Below are 19172 nucleotides of genomic sequence, written 5' to 3'. Positions count from 1 at the left end.
GATCATTGAGAGGGCAAATTCCTGCTCTGGTTCTGGGGTTTTTCCCGCAGCCAGAAGGCCCATACGCGGATCAGTCGCCGCATAGTCGAGTTGCATTTGTAGATCGCATTTAATCGACAGCACCCATGGGCAAATTTCAGTCGATTATTTCTTCTGTGGCCGCCATCGGCACAATCGTGATCACGGTTGTGGCCGTATATCGCGGCTTGGATAACCAAAAGCAGTTCAACTTGAAGCAGCAGCTGGAAATTCAGAATCTCCAAAAGCAGCTGCTGGAAAAGCAGTCGCCCGCTCCCAGCCAGGTAAGCCAGCCCCAGCGCCCCTCCACAGAGTTGGCACCGGCGTCTGGCGGTCAACCTGACCTGGCGCCCCTGCCTCCGCTGCCCCAGGCGAATACCCCCTAAATGCCAATCGCGAAAACCCCACCCAGGTCCCGTTGGCAGGGCCCCCTGCTGGTGGGTCTTTGTTTTGGCCTGGGCTATGGCATAACCCAGCGGTTGCTCTCCCTCCAGCTGCCTGATTTTGTGCAGTTGGGGGAAGGCTTTGAGCTGCGCCAGTTTCCCGGCACCAGCTTGGACAGCCTGCGTCTGCGTTTTGGCGCAGAACCCCAGCAGCTAAAGGAAGTCCAGGAGCCCCAGCCCCAGGAAGTCCAGCAGCCCGCTGCTGAGATTCCCCTCGATCCAGATCCATTGGCTGCGCCCCAGGGCGGGGACGCTCCCCAGGCAGGGGTCGGTTCCGCCAACCTGGATGGGGATCCGCTGCAGTCGGTGCCCCCAGCTCCCAAGCTGCCAGCCCCCAAGTTGCCCGATCCCCAGCCCTGATGTCCTCTCCCCAAATCCTGTTTCAGGCAGCCCTGCAAAGGCTGGGTGCGCGCTTGGGTAGTGGCTTGGTTGATGCGGCGGCGAATGTGTCGGTTTTGGCCCAGGACGCCCCAGAAAAGCTGCGCCAGGAATTCCAGCTCTTTTGGGAGGAAGTCGAGGCCGAGGCCCAACGGCTCGAAACCGGAGCCGAACCAACATCAGGGCCAGCCTCACCTGCCAGCAGCAATGCAGCTTCCACCGTTAGCTCGGTGGATTTCGTCACCGATGCCCAGGAGCTGATAGATGGTCTGCGGGCCAAGGTTGCAGCCATGGCCCGTGGCCTGGATCAAGCCAAGTGATGGCCTGGCGTCTGGCCGTGCTGCGGCCCCTGCGGATTTGGTGGGTCGCCCTTGGCCTGTTGCTCGGCCTTTGGTGGAGCTCCCAAACCTGGACCTATGGCGGCGGCTTTAGCCCCCAACGCCAGGCCCGGCGCCGGCGTCGACTGGCCCGCTGGCTGGCCCAGCAGTTTTTGTCCCTGGGTTCGGCCTTCATCAAATTGGGTCAGCTGCTCTCGGCGCGCCCCGATGTGTTGCCCGCAGAGCTGGTTGAGGAATTGGCCCGCCTGCAGGACCAGGTGCCCGCCTTTGGCTTTGATGTGGTCCAGGGCCTGCTCGAGCAGGAGCTGGGTGATCGCTGCGCCGAGATCATTGATCTTGAGCCGACACCCCTCGGTTCAGCCAGCCTGGCCCAGGTGCACCGCGCCAGCCTGCGCAGTGGCAGGCAGGTGGTGCTCAAGGTGCAACGGCCCGGCCTCGAGCATTTGTTTCGCTCCGATTTGGAGGTGCTCCAGCAGCTGGCGGCCCTGGTGCAGCGCCATCCCCGCTGGGGCGTGGGCCGCGATTGGGTCGGCATTGCCCAGGAATGCCGAAGGGTTTTGTTGCGTGAGCTCGATTTCCGCCTGGAAGCCGAACATGCGGCCCGCTTTCGGCAGCAATTTCTTGATGATCCCGGCATTCGCATCCCTGGCGTTATCTGGGAGTTGAGTGCCAGGAGGGTGCTTTGCCTGGATTACCTGCCCGGCATCAAGATCACCGATCGTCAGGCCCTGATCGAGGCGGGAATCGATCCGGCGGCCGTGGCTGAGAAGGGGGCGGCGAGCTACCTGCAGCAGTTGGTGCGCTTTGGTTTCTTCCATGCCGATCCCCACCCCGGCAACCTCGCCGTAGCCAGTGATGGCGGCCTGATCTATTACGACTTCGGGATGATGGGCCAGCTTTCCACTGCCCTGCGTAGCCGGCTTGGCCGGATGGTGGTGGCCGCAGCCGCCAGGGATGCGAGTGGTTTGGTGGAGGAGCTCCAGGCGGCTGGTGTGATCGCCAAGGGCATAGATCCGGGCCCGGTTAGGCGTTTGGTGCGGGTGATGCTCAAGGAGGCGCTTACCCCGCCCTTTTCCGCCAATGTGCTCGACAAGCTCTCCGGTGATCTCTACGACCTGGTCTATGGCCAGCCCTTTCGCCTGCCGCCCGAGCTGATTTTTGTGATGCGGGCCCTTTCCACCTTTGAGGGGGTCGGCCGCAGCCTGGATCCGGGCTTTAGCTTGGTGGCGATCGCCCGCCCCTACCTGCTGCCCCTCATGACCTCCAGCGGTAGTGGTGCCAACGACCTGCTCAATGAGCTATCCCGCCAGGCGGCGGAAGTGGGCAGCAGGGCCTTGGGCATTCCCAAACGCCTCGACGAGAGTCTGGCCCGCATCGAGCAGGGCGACCTGCAGGTGCAGGTTCGCGCCGGTGAGACCGATCGCCTCCTCAGGCGCATGGCCATGAGCCAGCAAAGCCTGGGCCAATCGGTGTTGTTGGGGGCCCTGGCGATTGCAGCGGCCCTGCTCGCCGGTGGCAGCCGTCCGGCCCTGGTGGTGATTCCGCTGGTGGCAGGTCTTCCCGTGGGCTGGGCCTGGCTGAAGCTGCAAACCCGGCTCAAGCGCGATGGTCGCTTGGATGTGATTTCAAGGGCCCCTGAAGCCCCCAAGGCTTGATCTAGATCAGACCCATCAGGCCTTGCCGCGGGGGCCCCGATCTTCAGCTCCGGCGTAGACAGCCTGGCTGCCCAGTTCGTCCTCGATGCGCAGTAGCTGGTTGTACTTAGCTACCCGATCGGAACGGCTGAGGGAACCGGTTTTGATTTGGCCAGCGCGGGTGGCAACTGCCAGGTCGGCAATGGTGGTGTCTTCGGTTTCGCCGGAGCGGTGGCTAATCACGCTGGTGTAGCCAGCACGGCCAGCCAGATCGATGGCCTGCAGGGTTTCGGTGAGTGAGCCGATCTGATTCACCTTGATCAGAATCGAGTTGGCAATCCCGAGGTCAATGCCCCGCTGGAGGCGGGCGGTGTTGGTCACAAACAGGTCGTCTCCCACCAGCTGCACCGTGCTGCCCATTTTTTGGGTGAGCAGGGCCCAGCCATCCCAATCGTCTTCGGCTAGGCCGTCCTCAATCGACACGATCGGGAAGCGGCTCACCAGTTGGGCCAGCTGGTCGACCATTTCGGCGCTGATATAGCTGCCGCCGCCGAAGTTGTAGCGACCATCTTTGAAAAATTCAGTACTGGCCACATCCAATGCCAGGGAGATCTGGTCGCCGGGGCGATAGCCAGCCTTCTCAATTGCCTTTACCAGCAGCTCGCCGGCGGCGTCGTTGCTTGCCAGGTTGGGGGCAAAACCGCCCTCATCGCCCACTGAAGTGGAAAGGCCCTGGTCGTGGAGCAGGCCCTTAAGGGTGTGGAACACCTCGGCGCCCATGCGCAGGGCCTCCCGGAAGCTGTTGGCGCCGTGGGGCACCAGCATGAATTCCTGAAAGTCCATGTTGTTGGAGGCATGGGCCCCGCCATTGATCACGTTCATCAAGGGCACCGGCAGCAGGTTGGCCATCGGCCCACCCAGGTAGCGGTAAAGGGGTAGGCCCACCCCATTGGCTGCGGCCCGGGCAGTGGCCAGGCTCACGGCCAACACGGCATTGGCGCCCAGGCTGGATTTGTTGTCGCTGCCATCCAGCTCGGCCATGGCGCCATCTACGGCGCCCTGGTCGAGGGCGCTTAGGCCACACAGGGAAGGGGCAATCCGCTCTTCGATGTTGTTTACGGCCTGGGTTACACCCTTGCCGAAATAGCGGCTGCCGCCATCGCGCAGCTCGTGGGCCTCATGGGCTCCGGTGCTGGCGCCGCTCGGCACAATCGCCCGGCCGCTAGCCCCGCCCTCCAGCAGCACTTCTGCTTCCACGGTGGGGGTGCCCCGGGAATCGAGCACCTCACGGGCTACCACTGTGTCGATCACAAGGTCGAGGGAGTCGATCACGAAGCCGTAAAACGTTGTCTCATTCAGGATCTTATGGGCCGCCCGCTTCCAGCCTTTGTGCTAACGGGTACCAGCCGCTCCGTTCCTGGTCAGAATGGGAGTCCATCCCATGTTTGCTCCAGGTCCACCGATGCGATTGCTGCACACCATGCTGCGGGTGGGCGACTTGGAACGCTCCCTTGGCTTCTATACCGAGGTGCTGGGCATGCGCCTACTGCGCCGCAAGGACTATCCCAGCGGCCGCTTCACCCTGGCGTTTGTCGGCTATGGCGAAGAGAGCGACCAAGCCGTGCTGGAACTCACCCACAACTGGGACACCAGCCACTATGAGATCGGCACTGGCTATGGCCACATAGCCCTCGGTGTCGATGACATCTACGGCACCTGTGCGGCGATGGCCGCCAAGGGTGGTCGGGTCGTGCGGGAGCCGGGGCCGATGCAGCACGGCTCCACGGTGATTGCCTTTGTGGAGGATCCTGATGGCTACAAGGTGGAGCTGATCCAAATCAGCTCCCGCGCCTAGGGGAGCTCGCCATGGTGGTTGAACAAGCTGGCTTTGCTGCCGCCTCCCTAAGCCTCACCAGCGATCCGGAACGCTTCAGCGAGGAGGCCTGGGAGTTGCTGCTGGCGGCCCAGGAAACGGCCCGGCGCTGGCGCCATGGCTCGATGGATGTGGAGCACCTGCTGCTGGCCTTGCTGACGGACCGCCGTTTTGGCCGCTGGGTGGATCCCCTACCCCTCAATCGCGATCGGCTGCTCGATCGGGTCGAAGCCTTCTGCGCGGAGCAGCCCACCAGCTCCGGCCGGGATCTTTACATCGGTGAAGCCCTCGAAGAGCTGCTCGATGGGGCCGACCGGCGCCGCCAGGCCTGGGGCTCCCAGCTGATTGATGGCCCCCACCTGCAGCTGGCCTTGCTGGATGAACCCCGGCTCGGGGCCGCCCTATTCCAGGCCGAAGGTCTGGGCGAGGCCCAGCTGCTCCAACCCCCTGCCGCTGGAGCCACTGGCCGCCCGGTGGGTACCGAATCCCCCCCTCTCCCTGAACCCAGCCAGATCCCTGAACCTCTGGAGGTCATTGAACAGCCGCAGTCGGCCCTCGCCACCTACGGCCGCGACCTCACCGCCGCAGCGATGGCCGGTGAGCTCGATCCCGTGGTGGGCCGCGATGCTGAAATCCGGCTCCTGATCCAGGTGCTCTCCAGGCGCAGCAAAAACAATCCGGTGCTGATCGGCGAGCCGGGGGTGGGTAAAACCGCCGTGGCCGAGTTGCTGGCCCAGCGGATTGTGGCTGGGGAGGTGCCAGATGCCCTCCAGGGCCAGCGCCTGGTGGCCCTGGATTTGGGCGCCCTGATTGCCGGGGCCAAATTTCGGGGTCAGTTCGAGGAGCGCCTGCGCAGCGTGCTCAAGGAGGTGCGCCAGGCCGATGGGGACCAGGGGGTGGTGCTGTTCATCGATGAGCTGCACACGGTGGTCAACAGCGAGCGTTCCGGGGCGGATGCCAGCAGCGTGCTCAAGCCCGCCCTGGCCCGGGGCGACCTGCGCTGCATCGGCGCCACAACCCCGGAGGACTACCGCCGCACGATCGAAAAGGATCCGGCCTTTGAGCGCCGCTTCCAGCAGGTGCCCATCAAGGAACCCAATCCGGACACAACCGTGGAGATCCTGCGGGGCCTCAAGGAGCGCTACGAACTCCACCACGGTGTGGCCATCACCGACCAGGCCCTGGTGGCGGCGGCCCGCCTGGCGGATCGCTACATCAGCGACCGCTGCCTGCCGGATTCGGCCATTGATTTGGTGGATCAGGCGGCGGCCAACCTGCGCATGGAGGCCACCTCCAAGCCCCAGGCCATTGAGCTGGCTGAGGCCGAGCTAAGGCGGGTGGAGTTGGCCCTGCTATCTGCGGAGGCAGCCCCCCAACCCGAAAGGGTGCAGCTGCAGGAACAGCGCCGGCTGGCCAGCGATGGCCTGGTCCAGTTGCAGGAGCGCTGGCAACGGGAGCGGGAGCGGCTGGCCGAATTGCGGGAGTTGTTGCAGCAAGACGAGCACCTGCGCCACGCCATCGCCGAGGCGGAGCGGGATGGGGACCTGGAGGAGGCGGCCAGGCTCCAATACGACCAACTGCACGGCCTACAGGAGCAGCGAGATGCCCTAGAAGCCGAATTGCGCGCCGATCAACAGAGCACCCATTCGCTGTTGCGCGAGCAGGTGGAGGCCAGGGATATCGCCGATGTGGTGGCCCGCTGGACCGGCATTCCGGTGCAGAGCCTGCTGGCCGGTGAGCGCCAGAAACTGCTGGAGCTGGAGGCCAAGTTGGGGGAGCGGGTAATTGGCCAGCCCGAGGCGGTCACAGCGGTGGCCGCGGCGATTCGCCGGGCCAGGGCTGGGATGCAGTCAGCTCGCCGGCCCGTGGGCTCCTTCCTGTTTTTGGGCCCCACCGGGGTGGGTAAGACCGAATTGGCCAAAACCCTGGCCGCCGCCCTGTTTGATGAGGAGGACGCCCTGGTGCGGCTCGACATGAGCGAATACATGGAGCGCAATGCCGTGGCCCGCCTGGTGGGGGCACCCCCTGGCTATGTGGGCTACGAGGAAGGGGGCCAACTCACCGAGGCGGTGCGTCGCCGTCCCTATGCGGTGGTGTTGCTCGATGAGGTGGAAAAGGCCCATCCCGAGGTCTTCAACCTGCTGCTGCAGGTGCTCGACGACGGCCGCCTCACCGATTCCCAGGGCCGCACCGTGGATTTCCGCCACACGGTGGTGATCATGACCAGCAACCTGGCCAGCCGCGCCATTCTCGAAAATGCCCGCTCCGGTAATCCCCAGGAGGAAAGCCTCGACCAGGCGATTGAGCAGGCCCTGGCCAGCCACTTCCGCCCCGAATTCCTCAACCGCATCGATGAGCTGATCCGCTTTAGGCCGCTGGCCCAGGAGGATTTGCAGCGGATTGTGCTGCTGCAGATCGCCGAACTGCGGACCCTGCTGGCTGAACAAAACCTCCAGCTGGAGGTCGATGGACAGGTGGTGCAGGCACTGGCCCAGCAGGGCTATGAGCCGGAGTACGGCGCCAGACCCCTGCGGCGGGTGTTGCGGCGCCAGATCGAAAATCCCCTGGCCACCGAACTGCTGGCCGAGCACTTCAGCGGGGCCTGGGGTGTGCGGGTGGAGTGGGGTGAGCCCCTGCGTTTTACGGCTCTGACTGAATAGGGGGGACTGCGTCCGGTAAGGTGATCGTTTGCAGGTACGCGCGGACGCCCCCGTGCGCGAGCGCCAGTGGATACTGAACTTCCCTCCGGGCCTGCCCCGGACGCCCCATCACCCGAGCAGCCAGCTGCACCCCCGGTCAATCGCCCTGAGGGTTTTGTGGCCGCCACCTTGGCGGAATTGCGCAAGGTTGTCTGGCCCAGCCGCCAACAGCTCTTCAGTGAGTCCGTGGCGGTCATCCTGATGGTGAGTCTTTCGGCAGCTGCGATTGCGGCGGTTGATCGTTTTTACAGCTGGGGCTCCACCCAGGTTTTCCGTTGATCTTTCCCCTTCCTTAAGCCCTGTGTCTGAGTCCGTATCCGACATTCTTGAGCTGCCTGCTGATGGGGCAGATCTGCCTGAGCAAGCCGAGCCAGCAACTTCTGAGTTGGCTCCTGTAGAGCTGGCCCCTCTTGAACTGGTAACTGGTGAAACCGCTGAAAAGCGCCAGGTGGCCCGCTGGTATGCCGTGCAGGTTGCCTCGAGCTGCGAGAAAAAGGTGAAGGCCACCCTGGAGCAGCGGGCCGTCACCCTCGGGGTCGACAACCGCATCCTGGAGATTGAAATCCCCCAAACCCCCGGGGTGAAGCTCAAAAAGGACGGCTCCCGCCAGTCGACCGAGGAGAAGGTGTTCCCCGGCTACGTATTGGTGCGAATGATCCTTGATGAGGACACGATGATGGCGGTGCGCAGCACCCCCAACGTCATCAACTTTGTCGGTGACGAAGAACGGCGGGCCACCGCCCGGGCCCGCGGCCACATCAAGCCCCGGCCCCTCAGCCGCCAGGAGGTGGACCGCATCTTCAAGCGGGCCGCCGAGAAGAAGGCGGTGGTTAAGGTTGATCTCACCGAGGGTGATCAAATCCTCGTTACGGCTGGACCCTTCAAGGATTTCCAGGGCGAAGTTATCGAGGTTTCAGGCGAGCGCAACAAGCTCAAGGCCCTGCTCTCCATCTTTGGCCGGGAAACCCCGGTTGAACTGGAGTTCTCCCAGATCACTAAACAGAGCTAGGACCCACCTAGCCCAGCGGCCGTCTCCCTGCGGAGGGCGGCCGTTTTTGAATCCCCTTCCCAAAGGGGTGATCCGCAGTTCTGCCCCCACTCCCTCTGGGAGTTTTGCTCAAGTAGCTAGAGACGATGGCCAAGAAAGTCGTTGCCGTAATCAAGCTGGCCCTCGATGCCGGCAAAGCCAACCCCGCACCTCCGGTGGGCCCTGCCCTCGGCCAGCACGGGGTCAACATCATGGCTTTCTGCAAGGAGTACAACGCTCGTACGCAGGACAAGCCCGGCTACGTGATTCCGGTGGAGATTTCGGTCTTTGAAGACCGCAGTTTCACCTTCATCACCAAAACCCCTCCCGCTTCCGTGCTGATTTCCAAAGCAGCTGGAATCGAGAAGGGTGCCGCCACCTCCGCCAAGGGAGCCGTGGGTGCCATCAGCCGCGCCCAGCTCGAGGAGATCGCCAAGACCAAGCTGCCCGACCTCAACTGCACCAGCGTTGATTCGGCCATGCGCATCATCGAAGGCACCGCCCGCAACATGGGCGTTGCCGTTCAAGACTGAATCCACCATTACCGGGGGAGACCGCAAGGTCGTTCGCACCCCATCCCACCATGCCCAAAATTTCCAAGCGCTTCACTGCCCTGGTCGCCACGGTCGAGGACCGCTCCTATGGCCCCCAGGAGGCCATTGAGTTGGTTAAGACCAATGCCAACGCCAAGTTCGACGAAACCATCGAAGCCCACGTGCGCCTGGGCATTGATCCCAAGTACACCGACCAACAGCTGCGTACCACCGTGGCCCTGCCCCATGGCACCGGCCAATCGATTCGCATCGCCGTAATCGCCCGGGGTGAAGCGGTCGCTGCCGCCAAGGCCGCCGGCGCTGACCTGGCTGGCGACGATGAGCTCGTCGATCAGATCGCCAAGGGCGAGATGGGTTTTGACCTGCTGATCGCCACCCCAGACATGATGCCCAAGGTGGCCAAGCTGGGCCGGGTGCTGGGCCCCCGGGGCCTGATGCCTAACCCCAAGGCGGGTACGGTCACCACCGACCTGGCCGGCGCAATCAATGAGTTCAAGGCTGGCAAGCTGGAATTCCGGGCCGACCGGGCCGGCATCGTGCACGTGCGCTTTGGCAAGGCCAGCTTTGATGCGGCCAAGCTGCTCGACAACCTCAAGGCCCTGCAGGAAACCATCGACCGCAACAAGCCCAGTGGGGCCAAGGGTCGCTACTGGAGAAGTCTCTACGTGACTTCCACCATGGGCCCCTCCGTGCAGGTGGATTTCTCCGCCCTCCAGGACATCAAGCAGGAGGCCTGAGGCCCAGCCCCAGGCACTGTTGTAGGTTGGTAAACTGGCTTAGGCCAGAAGGGCACGCGCCCTACCCAAGACAGCAGGTGGATCTAGGTCCGTAAGCCCTGCCGAGGTCAACGCGATTGATTCGCTTCCAGGCTTCCCTTTTGGTGGGCCGATTGGGTGCGGAACAAGCAGCGGCCTCGCGGTGTTGGCGGGTTTTTCCCTTTGGGTAATCCTTCCTTCTTCATGTTGGGGCCGCGTACCCGGCTTGTTCCCCCGATCCGTTCCAAACCTATGGGCCGCACGCTGGAGAACAAGCAACAGATCGTCGAAGAGCTCAAAGGGCTCCTCGGCGAGGCCGAAATGGCGCTGGTTCTTGATTACAAGGGCCTCACCATCAAGGAAATGTCTGATCTGCGGACCCGTCTGCAGGCCAGCAGCGGCGTGTGCAAGGTGACCAAAAACACCTTGATGCGCCGTGCCATTGATGGCAACAGCGCTTGGTCAAACCTCAATTCCCTGCTAACTGGCACCAACGCCTTCGTCCTGGTTAAGGGCGATGTCGGCGGAGCGGTTAAGGCCCTTCAGTCCTTCCAGAAGGACACGAAGAAATCGGAGGTTAAGGGCGGTCTTTTCGAAGGCCAGCTCCTATCCCAATCCGAAATCCAGGCCATCGGGGATCTGCCCTCCAAGGAGGTGCTTATGGCGCAGATCGCAGGTGCGATCAACGCTGTGACCACCAAGCTGGCCGTGGGCATCAACGAGGTTCCGTCCGGTCTTGCCCGGGCTCTCAAGCAGCACGCCGAAGGCGACGCCAGCTGAGTTCCCTCGATCCGACTGTCCCCCAACAGATCTGTTGCTGATTCCCAACCATGTCTGCTACTACCGACAAAATTCTCGAGTCACTGAAGACTCTCTCGCTGCTGGAAGCTTCCGAGCTTGTCAAGCAGATTGAAGAGGCCTTCGGTGTGTCCGCTGCAGCTTCTGCTGGCGTCATGATGGCTGCGGCTCCTGCCGCCGCCGCTGAAGCCGTTGAAGAGCAGACCGAATTCGACGTCATCCTTGATGGCTTCGAAGATTCGGCCAAGATCAAGGTGCTTAAGGCCGTCCGCGAGTTCACTGGCCTCGGTTTGGGCGAAGCCAAGGCCCTTGTGGAAGCTGCTCCCAAGGCCATCAAGGAAGGCATCGCCAAAGCCGAAGCCGAAACCATCAAGAAGGCCGTGGAAGAAGTGGGCGGCAAGGTTTCCATCAAGTGATTCCTTTGGGTTCGTTGCCGGGGTTTCCCCTGGCTCGAGCCCAACCCACCATTTGCTTTTGCATTCCAGCCGGTCCCCAGGGGCCGGCTTTTTGATGGGTGCCGCCAAACGGGGCCTCCGCAATAAAAAAGCCCCGCCAAAGGCAGGGCTCTGAGTTAGGAACGCTTTCTGGGAGTCTGTCCTCGTTTCGACCCCGGAAAGGTTGTTCCTCACTCCTCACACAAATGAACCATACCTTCACATTCCATGGGCAAGCCAGCCAAGCAGGACTCTCTGGCAACTGGCACTGTGCCAGTGACTCGGTAGGTTCGGCTGAATGGCAATAGGCAGTTGGCGAGAGAGCAGGTGGCCGTAAAGCAAGTGAGGGTTGTGGCGGCCGCCTGTGATGGGGCCTGCAGTGGGAATCCTGGCCCCGGTGGCTGGGGGGCTTTGCTGCGCTTTGAGGATGGTTCGGTGCAGGAATTCGGTGGGGCCGATGCCGCCACCACCAACAACCGCATGGAGCTGACGGCTGCCCTGGCCCTGCTCGAGGCCCTCAAGCAGCTGCCTTACCAACCGGGCTTGGAGATCCGCACCGATAGCAAATATGTGATCGATGGCTTCAGTAAATGGATCCAGGGCTGGAAGCGCAAGGGTTGGCGGACGGCCTCGGGTGGCCCCGTGCTCAACCGGGACCTCTGGGAGCAACTGGATGGGGCACGCCTGGATGGGGTGCAGCTCGGTTATGTGAAGGGCCATAGCGGCGATCCCGATAACGACCGCTGCGATGCCATTGCGGTGGCCTTTTCCAAGGGCCAGGCCCAGCCTGTTGCCGTGCCCGCAGATCCAGCTCCTGCGGGCCTGCAGCAATTGTTGAGTCGTTTGGAATTGGCAGATCGGCTGGCTACTGGTGGCTATGCCCTCAGCCTGGTGGAGCTGGCCCAGCTGGTGGAGTTGCCCCTCAAGCAGCTCGAGGCCAAAACTGCCGCCTGGCAGTGGCGTGATTGGTTGGTGCAGCCAGATGCTGATGGTCGCTGGCGTTTGGCCCGTGCCGCGGGAGAATGGGCCGGTGAGGGGTAGACGGTAGTAATGGCTGCTAATTCCGGGTCGCTTTACGGCCAGTTTGTGGGCCCCCTGTTGGCGGCAGATGGGGGTGCCGACGCCGAGCAGCTCAGCCAGCTGACCCTGACCGCCCTGGCCCAGGCCTCGCTGCGGCGCCAGTGGCCAGGCGTGAGTGGCGCCCTAAATGGCTTGGCGGCGGAGCTGCAACGCACCGATCCCCGGCTGGGCCAGAGCCTGTTTGGTTGCCGTTTTGCAAACCCTGTGGGCTTGGCGGCCGGCTTCGATAAGAACGCCGTGGCTGCTGGCATTTGGCACTGTTTCGGCTTTGGTTTTGCCGAGTTGGGCAGTGTCACCTGGCACGGCCAGCCCGGTAACCCCAAGCCCCGGCTGTTTCGCCTGGCGGCCGAGCAGGCGGCCCTCAATCGGATGGGCTTCAACAATGGGGGAGCCCAGGAGGTGCGGCGCATCTTGGAGCGCCAAAAGCTGCGGCCCACGGGCCAGCGGCCCGCCGTTTTGGGTATCAATTTGGGCAAGTCCAAAATCACACCCCTGGAGTTGGCCCCCGACGACTACGCCTCCTCCCTGGAGCTGCTGGCGCCCCTGGCCGACTACGCCGTGATCAACGTGAGCTCCCCCAATACCCCCGGGTTGAGGGAGCTGCAGGAAGAGGTGTTGTTGAGGCGACTGGTGGAGCGGTTGCGCCGCCTGCCGGCTTGCCCGCCCCTATTGGTAAAAATCGCTCCAGACTTGGAAGACGACGCCATTGATTCGATTGCCCGGATGGCCTACGAGGAGGGATTGGCCGGGGTGATTGCGGTTAACACCAGCCTCAATCGGCTCGGCCTGGAGCAGCGCCGCTTGGTCCAAACTGGTCGCACCTTGGCGGAGGAGGCGGGGGGCCTGAGCGGGGTACCCCTGCGGGCACGGGCCCTGGAGGTGCTGCGGCGGCTGCGGGCCACGGCCGGCCCCGCCCTGCCCCTAATCGGGGTGGGCGGCATTAATTCGGCCCAGGCCGCCTGGGAGCGGATCAGTGCCGGTGCAGCCCTGGTGCAGCTCTATACCGGCTGGATTTACCAGGGCCCAACCCTGGTGCCCCAAATCCTGGAGGGTTTCAGCCAGCAACTGGATCGCCATGGCCTGGCCCACATTGGTGAGGCCGTGGGCTCGGGCTTGCCCTGGCGGGATTGATGAAAGGCGAGGAGATCCCCGGCTATTTGCAGGAGCGCTGGCAGGAGCTCCAGGGCCAACTCTTCCCTAGGCGCCTGCGCCTGGAGATCACGGACGGGGGCCTGCGCGGAGTGCTGCTGGGGCAGCAGGGCAGGGGTTCGAGGTTGGTGTTTGAAGTTCCCTTGCCTGGCGGAATTTGCCTGGCGGGCCAACCCCAACAGATTCCGGCCCTTGGGGATTTCATTGGCGACCTGCTCTTGGAGCAAGGCCTAGTGAACGCCAAGGTGGCGGCGGTTTTGCCTGCGGAAGCTTGCCATTGGCGTGTCGTCAGTTGGCCCTTTGATCAGCCCCCTGATGATCCGCTAGCGGCAATAAGGCAATTGGACCCTGAGCTGCAGCTGGTCGGCTCCTTAGACGACTGGGCACTGACCTACTTGCCCCTTAAAAATCCACCACCCCAGGCGGCCCAAACCCTGCTGGCCGCAGCTCCGCGGAGCTTGGTGCAGGCGTGGCAAGAGGTTTTTGGCTTGGCGGGGATCAGTCTGCAGCAGTTAATTCCAGCCCAACTGCAGGCCTGGCATGCCTTGGCCTGCAACGAAAAGGGAGAGAGCTGGTTTTTAAGCCTGGGTCCTCAGGCCTCCAGGCTTTGGCTGACGATGGACGGGGAACCCCAGGCCGATTGGCCCTTGCCCGGCTGGACACCTGGCAGCTCCTTCGACCTCAAATGGCAGGGCGCCCTGCGGAGTCGCCAGCAGTTTTGGCGAGCACGGCAGGTGCAGGATGGCCGCGCCAATTTCTGTTGCTATGGGCCAGGCAGCGATGACGCTTTGCTCCAGGTTGAGCTGCAGGCAGCGCTCCGGACCTTTTGGGATTCTTCCCCAGTGGTGTGGCTCGGATCGGATTTTCTTGCAGCCAGCACGGTGGGGGCGGATTTACTGCAGGAGCAATGTCTAAATCCCGGTCAAGCTTCCAAGTCTCTAGTGCCCTTTGAGGAGCTTGGCGGGCAGGATCTTTTCAGGCAAGGTATCTGGGCTGGAGCAGGTTTGCTCGCTGCCATGGTCCTGGCTTGGGGAGGGCTGGCTTTCCTCAATGGCCGCAATCAATCTGAGCTTGCCGCCCTGGTGCCGGCGCAGGCCCAGGCGGAGCTGCTGGCGGGTCGCCTGCAGCGGCTGCAGTTGCAGGTAGGGAGGTTGGATCGCGGGAATGGCTCATTGGCTGTGGGTCTGGTGGCGGTGCAATCGGGCTCGGCTTTGCTTGCGGAGTTCAGGCGGCTTACGCCAGCCGGCGTTCAACTGACTTCCTTGAAGCGGGAACCAGGTTTGCTCCGAATCCAGGGTTTGGCCAGTGACCCCCAGGCTTTTGTTCGCATCAATGCCCTTGAGCTGGAACTTCAGGGTTCTGGTTTATTTGAGGGAAATGACACCAAATTGGTGAAGGCGAGCCGGCAAGATGGCGCCCCTAATGGGCCTGGCCCAGCCGCTGAGCCCGTGCAATTTGAGATCAGCGCGCCGCTTGCCAAGAAGGCAGTGCCCCTATCGATTGGGCAATTACGTGCCCTTGGATCGCTGGGGATGGCTGAACGGCAGGAGCTTTTGCGTCGGGAGGGCTTGTTGCCTTGAGGGGTCTCCAGCAGCCTGCGTTTTGGCTGCCGCTGGCCTGCGGTGGCGCCATCACAGCCTTGGTGGCTGGCTTTGCGGTGGTGCCCCAATTTCAGCAGTGGCAGCAGGGAGAGGCCCGGTTGATGGCCCTGCGCGAGCAGGTGGACCAACTCCCCTCACTGCGTCGACAGTTGACGTCCCAGCAGGAGCGCCTGGATCGGGCCCAGCAGCAGCAGGACCTGCTGCTCCAGTTGATTGCAGGCAGTGGCAATTTGGCCACCTTTCTGGCGCAGGCGGATCAGCTGGCTAATCGCACTGGAGTTGAGCTAAGCCTCTACGAGCCCCAACCCCAGGGAGCGGCGCCCCAGCCATTGCCAGCGGCTCAGGCTGACCCCAAGGGCGCTAAAGCGCCCCAGGATCCCCTGGCAGTGGATGGCCTGCAGAAACGAACCGTGTTGTTGGCGGCCAAGGGCCATTTCAGCCAGCTATGGGCCTTTTTGCAGGGGCTGGAAAGGTTGAATCTGCTAGTGGTCCAAAGCGATTTACTGCTGTCCCCCGAAGAGCCCAAGGCCGCCACTGGCGCAAGTGCCCCTGGCGGGTCCACTACTGGCCCCACTCCCCCAGGGGCGAGCATCAAGGCACCTGCCTCGGGGAAGCTGGTTTTGAGGCTCAATGTGAGTCTCTACGGCCGAACTCCCTAGGCCTTCCATTACAAGACTGGCTTTATCGGTGTTCAATCGATACGATCCGGCCAGCATGAATGGGTGAGGTGGTGCAGCGCGCTCCACGCCGGCAAGGCTGGCTTTTGATTGGTGGTTTTGCTTCCATAAATTTAATTCCTGGCCCGGCGCTGCAAGCTTTGGCAGCCATACCGGCTGGAGCCATCGAAATGAGCGTTCGCCGGCTTCCCGATGCGGTGGAGCTTGTGATTGGGGGTGTGGGCGCTGCTCCCCAGCTGCGCCAGAGCGGCGATGCCAGCCGCTGGGAAGCGCAAATTGCCACTGACAAACCTGGTGCCCTGAGATTTGGTCCCCAGCGATTGGCAATGCCTGAATTAGGACTAGAGGTGGTTAGTTTGCAGGGAGCCGGATCTACCTATCAGGTGGAGATCAAGGCTGCTCCAGGCCTGCCTTTGCGCCGCCCCACTATCAGTGCAGACGGCCAAAATCTGATCATTTCCTTTGTGGCGCCCTTCCGATCGGCACAGCAAACGGCGCGCCTTGATCTCAACCAACCCGGCAGCATTCCCCAGCCCGGCTATGTCCCACCTCTGCGGCCCAGGGCAGTCGCTCCGCCTTTGGGCGACATGGCCGTTGGTTCGATGGTGCTTCGCAATACGGCCCTCCTTCAGGTCAAGGGCCCCCGGGTAACCCTCACCCTGCGCAATGCCCCCGCCAAGGACGCCCTAATGGCCTTGGCCCAGATCGGCGGCTATGGATTTGTCTATGTGGATCCCGATGGGGAGGCCCCAGCGAGTAGTCCGGCCCCCAGGCTCCGGGCCGTCACGATTGCCTTCAAAAACGAGACCTATGCCCGAGCCTTGAATGCCGTGCTGTTGGCAGCTGGTTTGCAGGGTCGGTTGGAGGGAAACCTGATCATGGCTGGCCCCAGCCTTGCGGGCAAAGGTTTTTCGCCCCAGATGTCCAAGGTATACCGACTGAATCAGGTATCACCTAATTCCGCGGCTGATTACCTCGCCAATTTGGGCGCCACGGTTACCAAAATCAACACCATCACCACTGCAGTTACCCAGGGAGTTGCCCAGGCAAATGCGGTTGCGGCTGCACCCACTGCCCAGACAACGCAATTATCGGCCCAGACCTCGGTGGAATCGTTTGGGGCCCCAAAGGGACCCTTGCTGGGCCTCCAGGCCACCACGGATCCAAGACTAGGCACCGTGACCCTGATTGGTGATTCAGGTTTAATTGTGGTGGCAGAGCAATATCTCAGGCAGCTTGATCTCAGGCAAAGGCAGGTGGCCCTGGCCGTGAAGATTTTAGATGTGAACTTAAACAATGACACCAATATAGCCAATAGCTTTGCCTTCCGCTTCGGCAATAATTTTATTGTTAATGATTCAGGTAAGTTTTTGGGATCCTTCGGTAATGGCTATCCCGCTTCGAACCCGGCATTAAGCCAGCCCAGTGATGGCTCGTTTGTGGATTACCTGCGGGCCAGCATCGTCTCTAGCAACACCAAGTTGTTGGCATCCCCCACCTTGATTTTGTCGGAAAATCCCGAGCCGATAGAAGGTGGTGCTGAGGTGGCGGCGGCCACAAGTGCCGGTGGGCCCAATGGAGTGAGTAGCTCGCTGTCAACCGCTTCAATTGGGCGACCAAGGGCTAATGAATCCTTCGTGACTGTTGGGACAAATGTGGTGACCGCCTATAGCTCCAACCAGACGACCGGCAGTAACACCAGCAATATAGTGACCTGCACTCCGGGATTTGGCATATCAGGCCTCACCTTGGGGGCACGGGTATCCAAAATTGATGACAATGGTTTTGTGACATTTACCTTGTCGCCAGCCATTTCTGCGGCCACATCAAAAACTGCAGTTCAGGGCTGCGGTGAAATTCAGATATTGAGTGTTCGTCGACTTGATACGGGCACGGTGAGGGTGCGTGATGGTCAAACCTTGATCCTCACCGGTGTGATTTCTGATTCCGATATCTCAACGGTTACTAAATGGCCGATCCTTGGAGATATTCCCCTAATTGGTCAATTTTTCCGTAACTCTGGGCGTACCCGTGATAAACGCGAATTGGTGATCATGGTGACCCCAAAAGTTATCAATGATGAATCTGGTGGCGTATTTGGCTTTGGCTACCAGCCCTCCTCCTCCCAGGCCCGGGAGTGGATGGGTCAAGCGACTGGCTATTGATCTAGATGCCGATTGGGAGAAGGGCCAATCCGGCCAGGGGACCGAGCAATTTGGCCAGGGCAGCAGCGGTGCCAAGTAATTGGCTGCCGATGCCATTGCCGCCTGGTTCCTGTTTTTGGGGCTTGGCCAGGGCTGTTGCTGCCTCTTTCAGTTGTTTTGCGCTCTCCCCGTCGCCCCTTTGGGCGTAAAGGCGTGCTGCGGTGTCGAAATCATTGGCGGCCAGAGGTGTTTTGCCCTGCTGACCCCGGCTTATGGCCCTTGCCACCCAGCTCACGGCCGCTTCAGGTTGGCGTTGGATGGCTTGGCTGAACCAGAGTTCAGCTTTTTGCGGTTGGCCGGCGTCGTGGGCAGCCACGCCCGCATTGTGCAGTTGGGCATAGCTCAACTGGTTGCTGTTGATTCCCTTCGCTTGCTGCCAATGGGCCCGTTCCAGAGCTGTTCGATCCAGTAGGGCGCCGCTGAGGTCGGCCTGGCGTAGGTCAGTGCCCTCAAGATTGGCGCCCCGCAGGTCTGCTCCCCGCAACGAGGCGCCCAGCAGGCTGGTGTTGCGCAGGTCGGCCCCATTGAGCTTTGCCCCGTCCAATTGGGCTTGGCTGAGATTTGCCCCATTGAGCTTGGCGCCCCGCAAATCCGCGTTGGGCAAGTGGGCCAGCACCAGGTCGGCGTCTGCCAATTGGCAGCCCGCACAACGGCCCTTATCCAGGAGCTGCATGAGTAATTCCGGCCGCTCGGCTGCCTTGCCTGCAGCTCCAGGCAGCAAAAACCCGGGCACGAAAACCAAAGCCAGCAGCGAGCGCAGCAGGGGATCTAGGGGGCCAGTTGGTTTTGGCTTGGGAAATCGGATATGGGTGATGGTCTTGCTCCGGTGCCCGTTTTTAGCGTCTTCTTGCCCTGTTGGCGACAGGCCCCTGGGCGGCCCCGTAGCGTCGCTGCATGGCTGCTGCACCTCTCATGGAGCCCCATGGCGGCAATCGCGCCTCAGTTGCGAGGCGGCTCGGTTGTCGGCCAGATCAGCTGCTCGATGCCAGTGCCTCCCTGGTGCCCTTTGGGCTTCCCCTGGTTGATCGTTTCCAGCTACTGCGATCGACCCTGGGCTCCCCCCTGAGGGACTATCCAGACCGCTCCTACAGCGGTTTCGCAGCGGCGGCGGCGGCTTTGCATGGGGTCCAGAAAGCATCAGTTTTGGTGGGCAATGGGGCTGCTGAACTGTTCACCTGGGCTGCCCGCGATGCCGCGGCGGCCGGGTCTAGTTGGCTCCCTGAGCCAGGTTTTGCCGACTACCGGCGTGCCCTCGCCACCTGGCAGGCGAAGGTGCAGTCGGTCCCACTGCCGGCGCATTGGTCTGCTGCCTTCCCGCAGGCTTTTGCCGCTGCCGCTGCGGTTAGCGAGGGTGCGCTTTGGCTAACTAACCCCCACAACCCCACGGGTCAGCTTTGGGGTCGCGAAAGCCTGGAGCCTTGGTTGGAGCGCCAATCCCTGGTGATTTGCGATGAGGCCTTTCTGCCGCTGGTGCCAAATGGTGAGGCCCAGAGCCTGATTCCCCTGGTGG

Annotated in this window: 20 protein-coding genes; 18 read left to right on the top strand and 2 right to left on the bottom strand. The window is 62.3% G+C overall.

Translation table 11 applies throughout. The features are described 5' to 3' along the window. The first annotated feature begins 125 nt into the window (after positions 1-125). Genes KBY58_RS01790 through KBY58_RS01775 form a run of 4 tightly spaced genes read left to right on the top strand, consistent with a single transcriptional unit; the run spans position 126 to position 2832 of the window. Entirely contained in the window at positions 126-404 is a 279-nt protein-coding gene (locus KBY58_RS01790; protein WP_255002567.1) for a hypothetical protein, read from the top strand. Beyond that, complete coding sequence (locus tag KBY58_RS01785; RefSeq protein WP_255002566.1) at positions 405-821, top strand: hypothetical protein; 417 nt, start codon at positions 405-407, stop codon at positions 819-821. It begins immediately after the preceding gene. Continuing rightward, the gene (locus KBY58_RS01780; RefSeq protein WP_254934191.1) at positions 821-1159 is read left to right on the top strand and encodes a hypothetical protein; all 339 of its coding nucleotides are present in this window, start codon (positions 821-823) and stop codon (positions 1157-1159) included. Before KBY58_RS01785 ends, KBY58_RS01780 begins: the two co-directional genes overlap by 1 nt. Further along, positions 1159-2832 carry an ABC1 kinase family protein gene (locus tag KBY58_RS01775; protein ID WP_255002565.1) on the top strand — a complete coding sequence of 558 codons (1674 nt, stop codon included), beginning with the start codon at positions 1159-1161 and terminating at the stop codon, positions 2830-2832. Before KBY58_RS01780 ends, KBY58_RS01775 begins: the two co-directional genes overlap by 1 nt. Before the next feature lie 15 nt (positions 2833-2847). Here the strand turns inward: KBY58_RS01775 and eno are convergent, their stop codons facing one another. Then, positions 2848-4143, bottom strand: coding sequence for a phosphopyruvate hydratase (eno, locus tag KBY58_RS01770; protein WP_255002563.1), 1296 nt, complete (start codon positions 4141-4143; stop codon positions 2848-2850). Between the two features lie 130 nt (positions 4144-4273). Here eno and gloA point away from each other — a divergent pair, with 130 nt between their 5' ends. The 13 genes from gloA to KBY58_RS01705 all read left to right on the top strand — a co-directional run bounded on the left by gloA (position 4274) and on the right by KBY58_RS01705 (position 17623). Further along, positions 4274-4666 (top strand): lactoylglutathione lyase, encoded by a 393-nt coding sequence (gene gloA / locus KBY58_RS01765; protein WP_254934188.1) that lies wholly within the window; start codon positions 4274-4276, stop codon positions 4664-4666. Between the two features lie 11 nt (positions 4667-4677). Beyond that, positions 4678-7344 (top strand): ATP-dependent Clp protease ATP-binding subunit, encoded by a 2667-nt coding sequence (locus KBY58_RS01760; protein WP_255002562.1) that lies wholly within the window; start codon positions 4678-4680, stop codon positions 7342-7344. Between the two features lie 66 nt (positions 7345-7410). Further along, entirely contained in the window at positions 7411-7662 is a 252-nt protein-coding gene (gene secE / locus KBY58_RS01755) for a preprotein translocase subunit SecE (protein ID WP_255002561.1), read from the top strand. A gap of 22 nt (positions 7663-7684) precedes the next feature. Then, positions 7685-8392: a transcription termination/antitermination protein NusG gene (nusG, locus tag KBY58_RS01750; protein WP_409995701.1), complete on the top strand. Its 708-nt coding sequence runs from the start codon at positions 7685-7687 to the stop codon at positions 8390-8392. 125 nt (positions 8393-8517) lie between these two features. Further along, positions 8518-8943 carry a 50S ribosomal protein L11 gene (gene rplK, locus KBY58_RS01745; RefSeq protein ID WP_254934185.1) on the top strand — a complete coding sequence of 142 codons (426 nt, stop codon included), beginning with the start codon at positions 8518-8520 and terminating at the stop codon, positions 8941-8943. Between the two features lie 50 nt (positions 8944-8993). Next, entirely contained in the window at positions 8994-9701 is a 708-nt protein-coding gene (gene rplA / locus KBY58_RS01740; RefSeq protein WP_255002559.1) for a 50S ribosomal protein L1, read from the top strand. A gap of 270 nt (positions 9702-9971) precedes the next feature. Further along, a complete protein-coding gene (gene rplJ, locus KBY58_RS01735; protein WP_254934183.1) occupies positions 9972-10499 on the top strand; it encodes a 50S ribosomal protein L10 in 528 nt (175 codons plus the stop codon). Between the two features lie 50 nt (positions 10500-10549). Then, positions 10550-10933 (top strand): 50S ribosomal protein L7/L12, encoded by a 384-nt coding sequence (gene rplL, locus KBY58_RS01730; protein ID WP_255002556.1) that lies wholly within the window; start codon positions 10550-10552, stop codon positions 10931-10933. A gap of 330 nt (positions 10934-11263) precedes the next feature. Further along, on the top strand, positions 11264-11992 hold the full coding sequence (locus KBY58_RS01725) for a ribonuclease H (RefSeq protein ID WP_261350077.1): 729 nt from the start codon (positions 11264-11266) through the stop codon (positions 11990-11992). A 9-nt stretch (positions 11993-12001) separates the two neighbouring features. Next, a complete protein-coding gene (locus KBY58_RS01720) occupies positions 12002-13162 on the top strand; it encodes a quinone-dependent dihydroorotate dehydrogenase (RefSeq protein WP_255002555.1) in 1161 nt (386 codons plus the stop codon). Then, a complete protein-coding gene (locus KBY58_RS01715) occupies positions 13162-14760 on the top strand; it encodes a PilN domain-containing protein (protein WP_255002553.1) in 1599 nt (532 codons plus the stop codon). The genes KBY58_RS01720 and KBY58_RS01715 overlap by 1 nt, the downstream gene beginning before the upstream one ends. Beyond that, a complete protein-coding gene (locus KBY58_RS01710) occupies positions 14757-15440 on the top strand; it encodes a hypothetical protein (RefSeq protein ID WP_255002552.1) in 684 nt (227 codons plus the stop codon). The genes KBY58_RS01715 and KBY58_RS01710 overlap by 4 nt, the downstream gene beginning before the upstream one ends. Before the next feature lie 188 nt (positions 15441-15628). Further along, positions 15629-17623, top strand: coding sequence for a type II secretion system protein GspD (locus tag KBY58_RS01705; protein WP_255002549.1), 1995 nt, complete (start codon positions 15629-15631; stop codon positions 17621-17623). Position 17624: 1 nt separating this feature from the next. On the opposite strand, the gene KBY58_RS01700 is transcribed toward KBY58_RS01705, so the two are convergent. After that, on the bottom strand, positions 17625-18569 hold the full coding sequence (locus KBY58_RS01700) for a pentapeptide repeat-containing protein (protein WP_255002548.1): 945 nt from the start codon (positions 18567-18569) through the stop codon (positions 17625-17627). Between KBY58_RS01700 and KBY58_RS01695 the strand changes: the two genes are divergently transcribed. Further along, on the top strand, positions 18557-19172 hold a 616-nt coding region (locus KBY58_RS01695; RefSeq protein WP_255002545.1), incomplete at its 3' end, for an aminotransferase class I/II-fold pyridoxal phosphate-dependent enzyme. The genes KBY58_RS01700 and KBY58_RS01695 overlap by 13 nt on opposite strands.

The sequence above is a fragment of the Cyanobium sp. HWJ4-Hawea genome (genome assembly GCF_024345815.1).
Lineage (GTDB): Bacteria > Cyanobacteriota > Cyanobacteriia > PCC-6307 > Cyanobiaceae > Cyanobium_A.
The sequence above is the reverse complement of the archived record's forward strand: the minus strand, read 5'-3'. Positions and strand labels throughout refer to the sequence as shown.

What these genes read in the sequence shown, in the direction of transcription:
- KBY58_RS01785 (WP_255002566.1), top strand. Translation starts at nt 405, where the DNA reads ATGCCAATCGCGAAAACCCCACCCAGGTCCCGTTGGCAGGGCCCCCTG.
- KBY58_RS01775 (WP_255002565.1), top strand. Translation starts at nt 1,159, where the DNA reads ATGGCCTGGCGTCTGGCCGTGCTGCGGCCCCTGCGGATTTGGTGGGTC.
- rplJ (WP_254934183.1), top strand. Translation starts at nt 9,972, where the DNA reads ATGGGCCGCACGCTGGAGAACAAGCAACAGATCGTCGAAGAGCTCAAA.
- KBY58_RS01705 (WP_255002549.1), top strand. Translation starts at nt 15,629, where the DNA reads ATGAGCGTTCGCCGGCTTCCCGATGCGGTGGAGCTTGTGATTGGGGGT.
- gloA (WP_254934188.1), top strand. Translation starts at nt 4,274, where the DNA reads ATGCGATTGCTGCACACCATGCTGCGGGTGGGCGACTTGGAACGCTCC.
- KBY58_RS01760 (WP_255002562.1), top strand. Translation starts at nt 4,678, where the DNA reads ATGGTGGTTGAACAAGCTGGCTTTGCTGCCGCCTCCCTAAGCCTCACC.
- KBY58_RS01780 (WP_254934191.1), top strand. Translation starts at nt 821, where the DNA reads ATGTCCTCTCCCCAAATCCTGTTTCAGGCAGCCCTGCAAAGGCTGGGT.
- rplA (WP_255002559.1), top strand. Translation starts at nt 8,994, where the DNA reads ATGCCCAAAATTTCCAAGCGCTTCACTGCCCTGGTCGCCACGGTCGAG.
- KBY58_RS01720 (WP_255002555.1), top strand. Translation starts at nt 12,002, where the DNA reads ATGGCTGCTAATTCCGGGTCGCTTTACGGCCAGTTTGTGGGCCCCCTG.
- KBY58_RS01715 (WP_255002553.1), top strand. Translation starts at nt 13,162, where the DNA reads ATGAAAGGCGAGGAGATCCCCGGCTATTTGCAGGAGCGCTGGCAGGAG.
- rplK (WP_254934185.1), top strand. Translation starts at nt 8,518, where the DNA reads ATGGCCAAGAAAGTCGTTGCCGTAATCAAGCTGGCCCTCGATGCCGGC.
- rplL (WP_255002556.1), top strand. Translation starts at nt 10,550, where the DNA reads ATGTCTGCTACTACCGACAAAATTCTCGAGTCACTGAAGACTCTCTCG.
- KBY58_RS01790 (WP_255002567.1), top strand. Translation starts at nt 126, where the DNA reads ATGGGCAAATTTCAGTCGATTATTTCTTCTGTGGCCGCCATCGGCACA.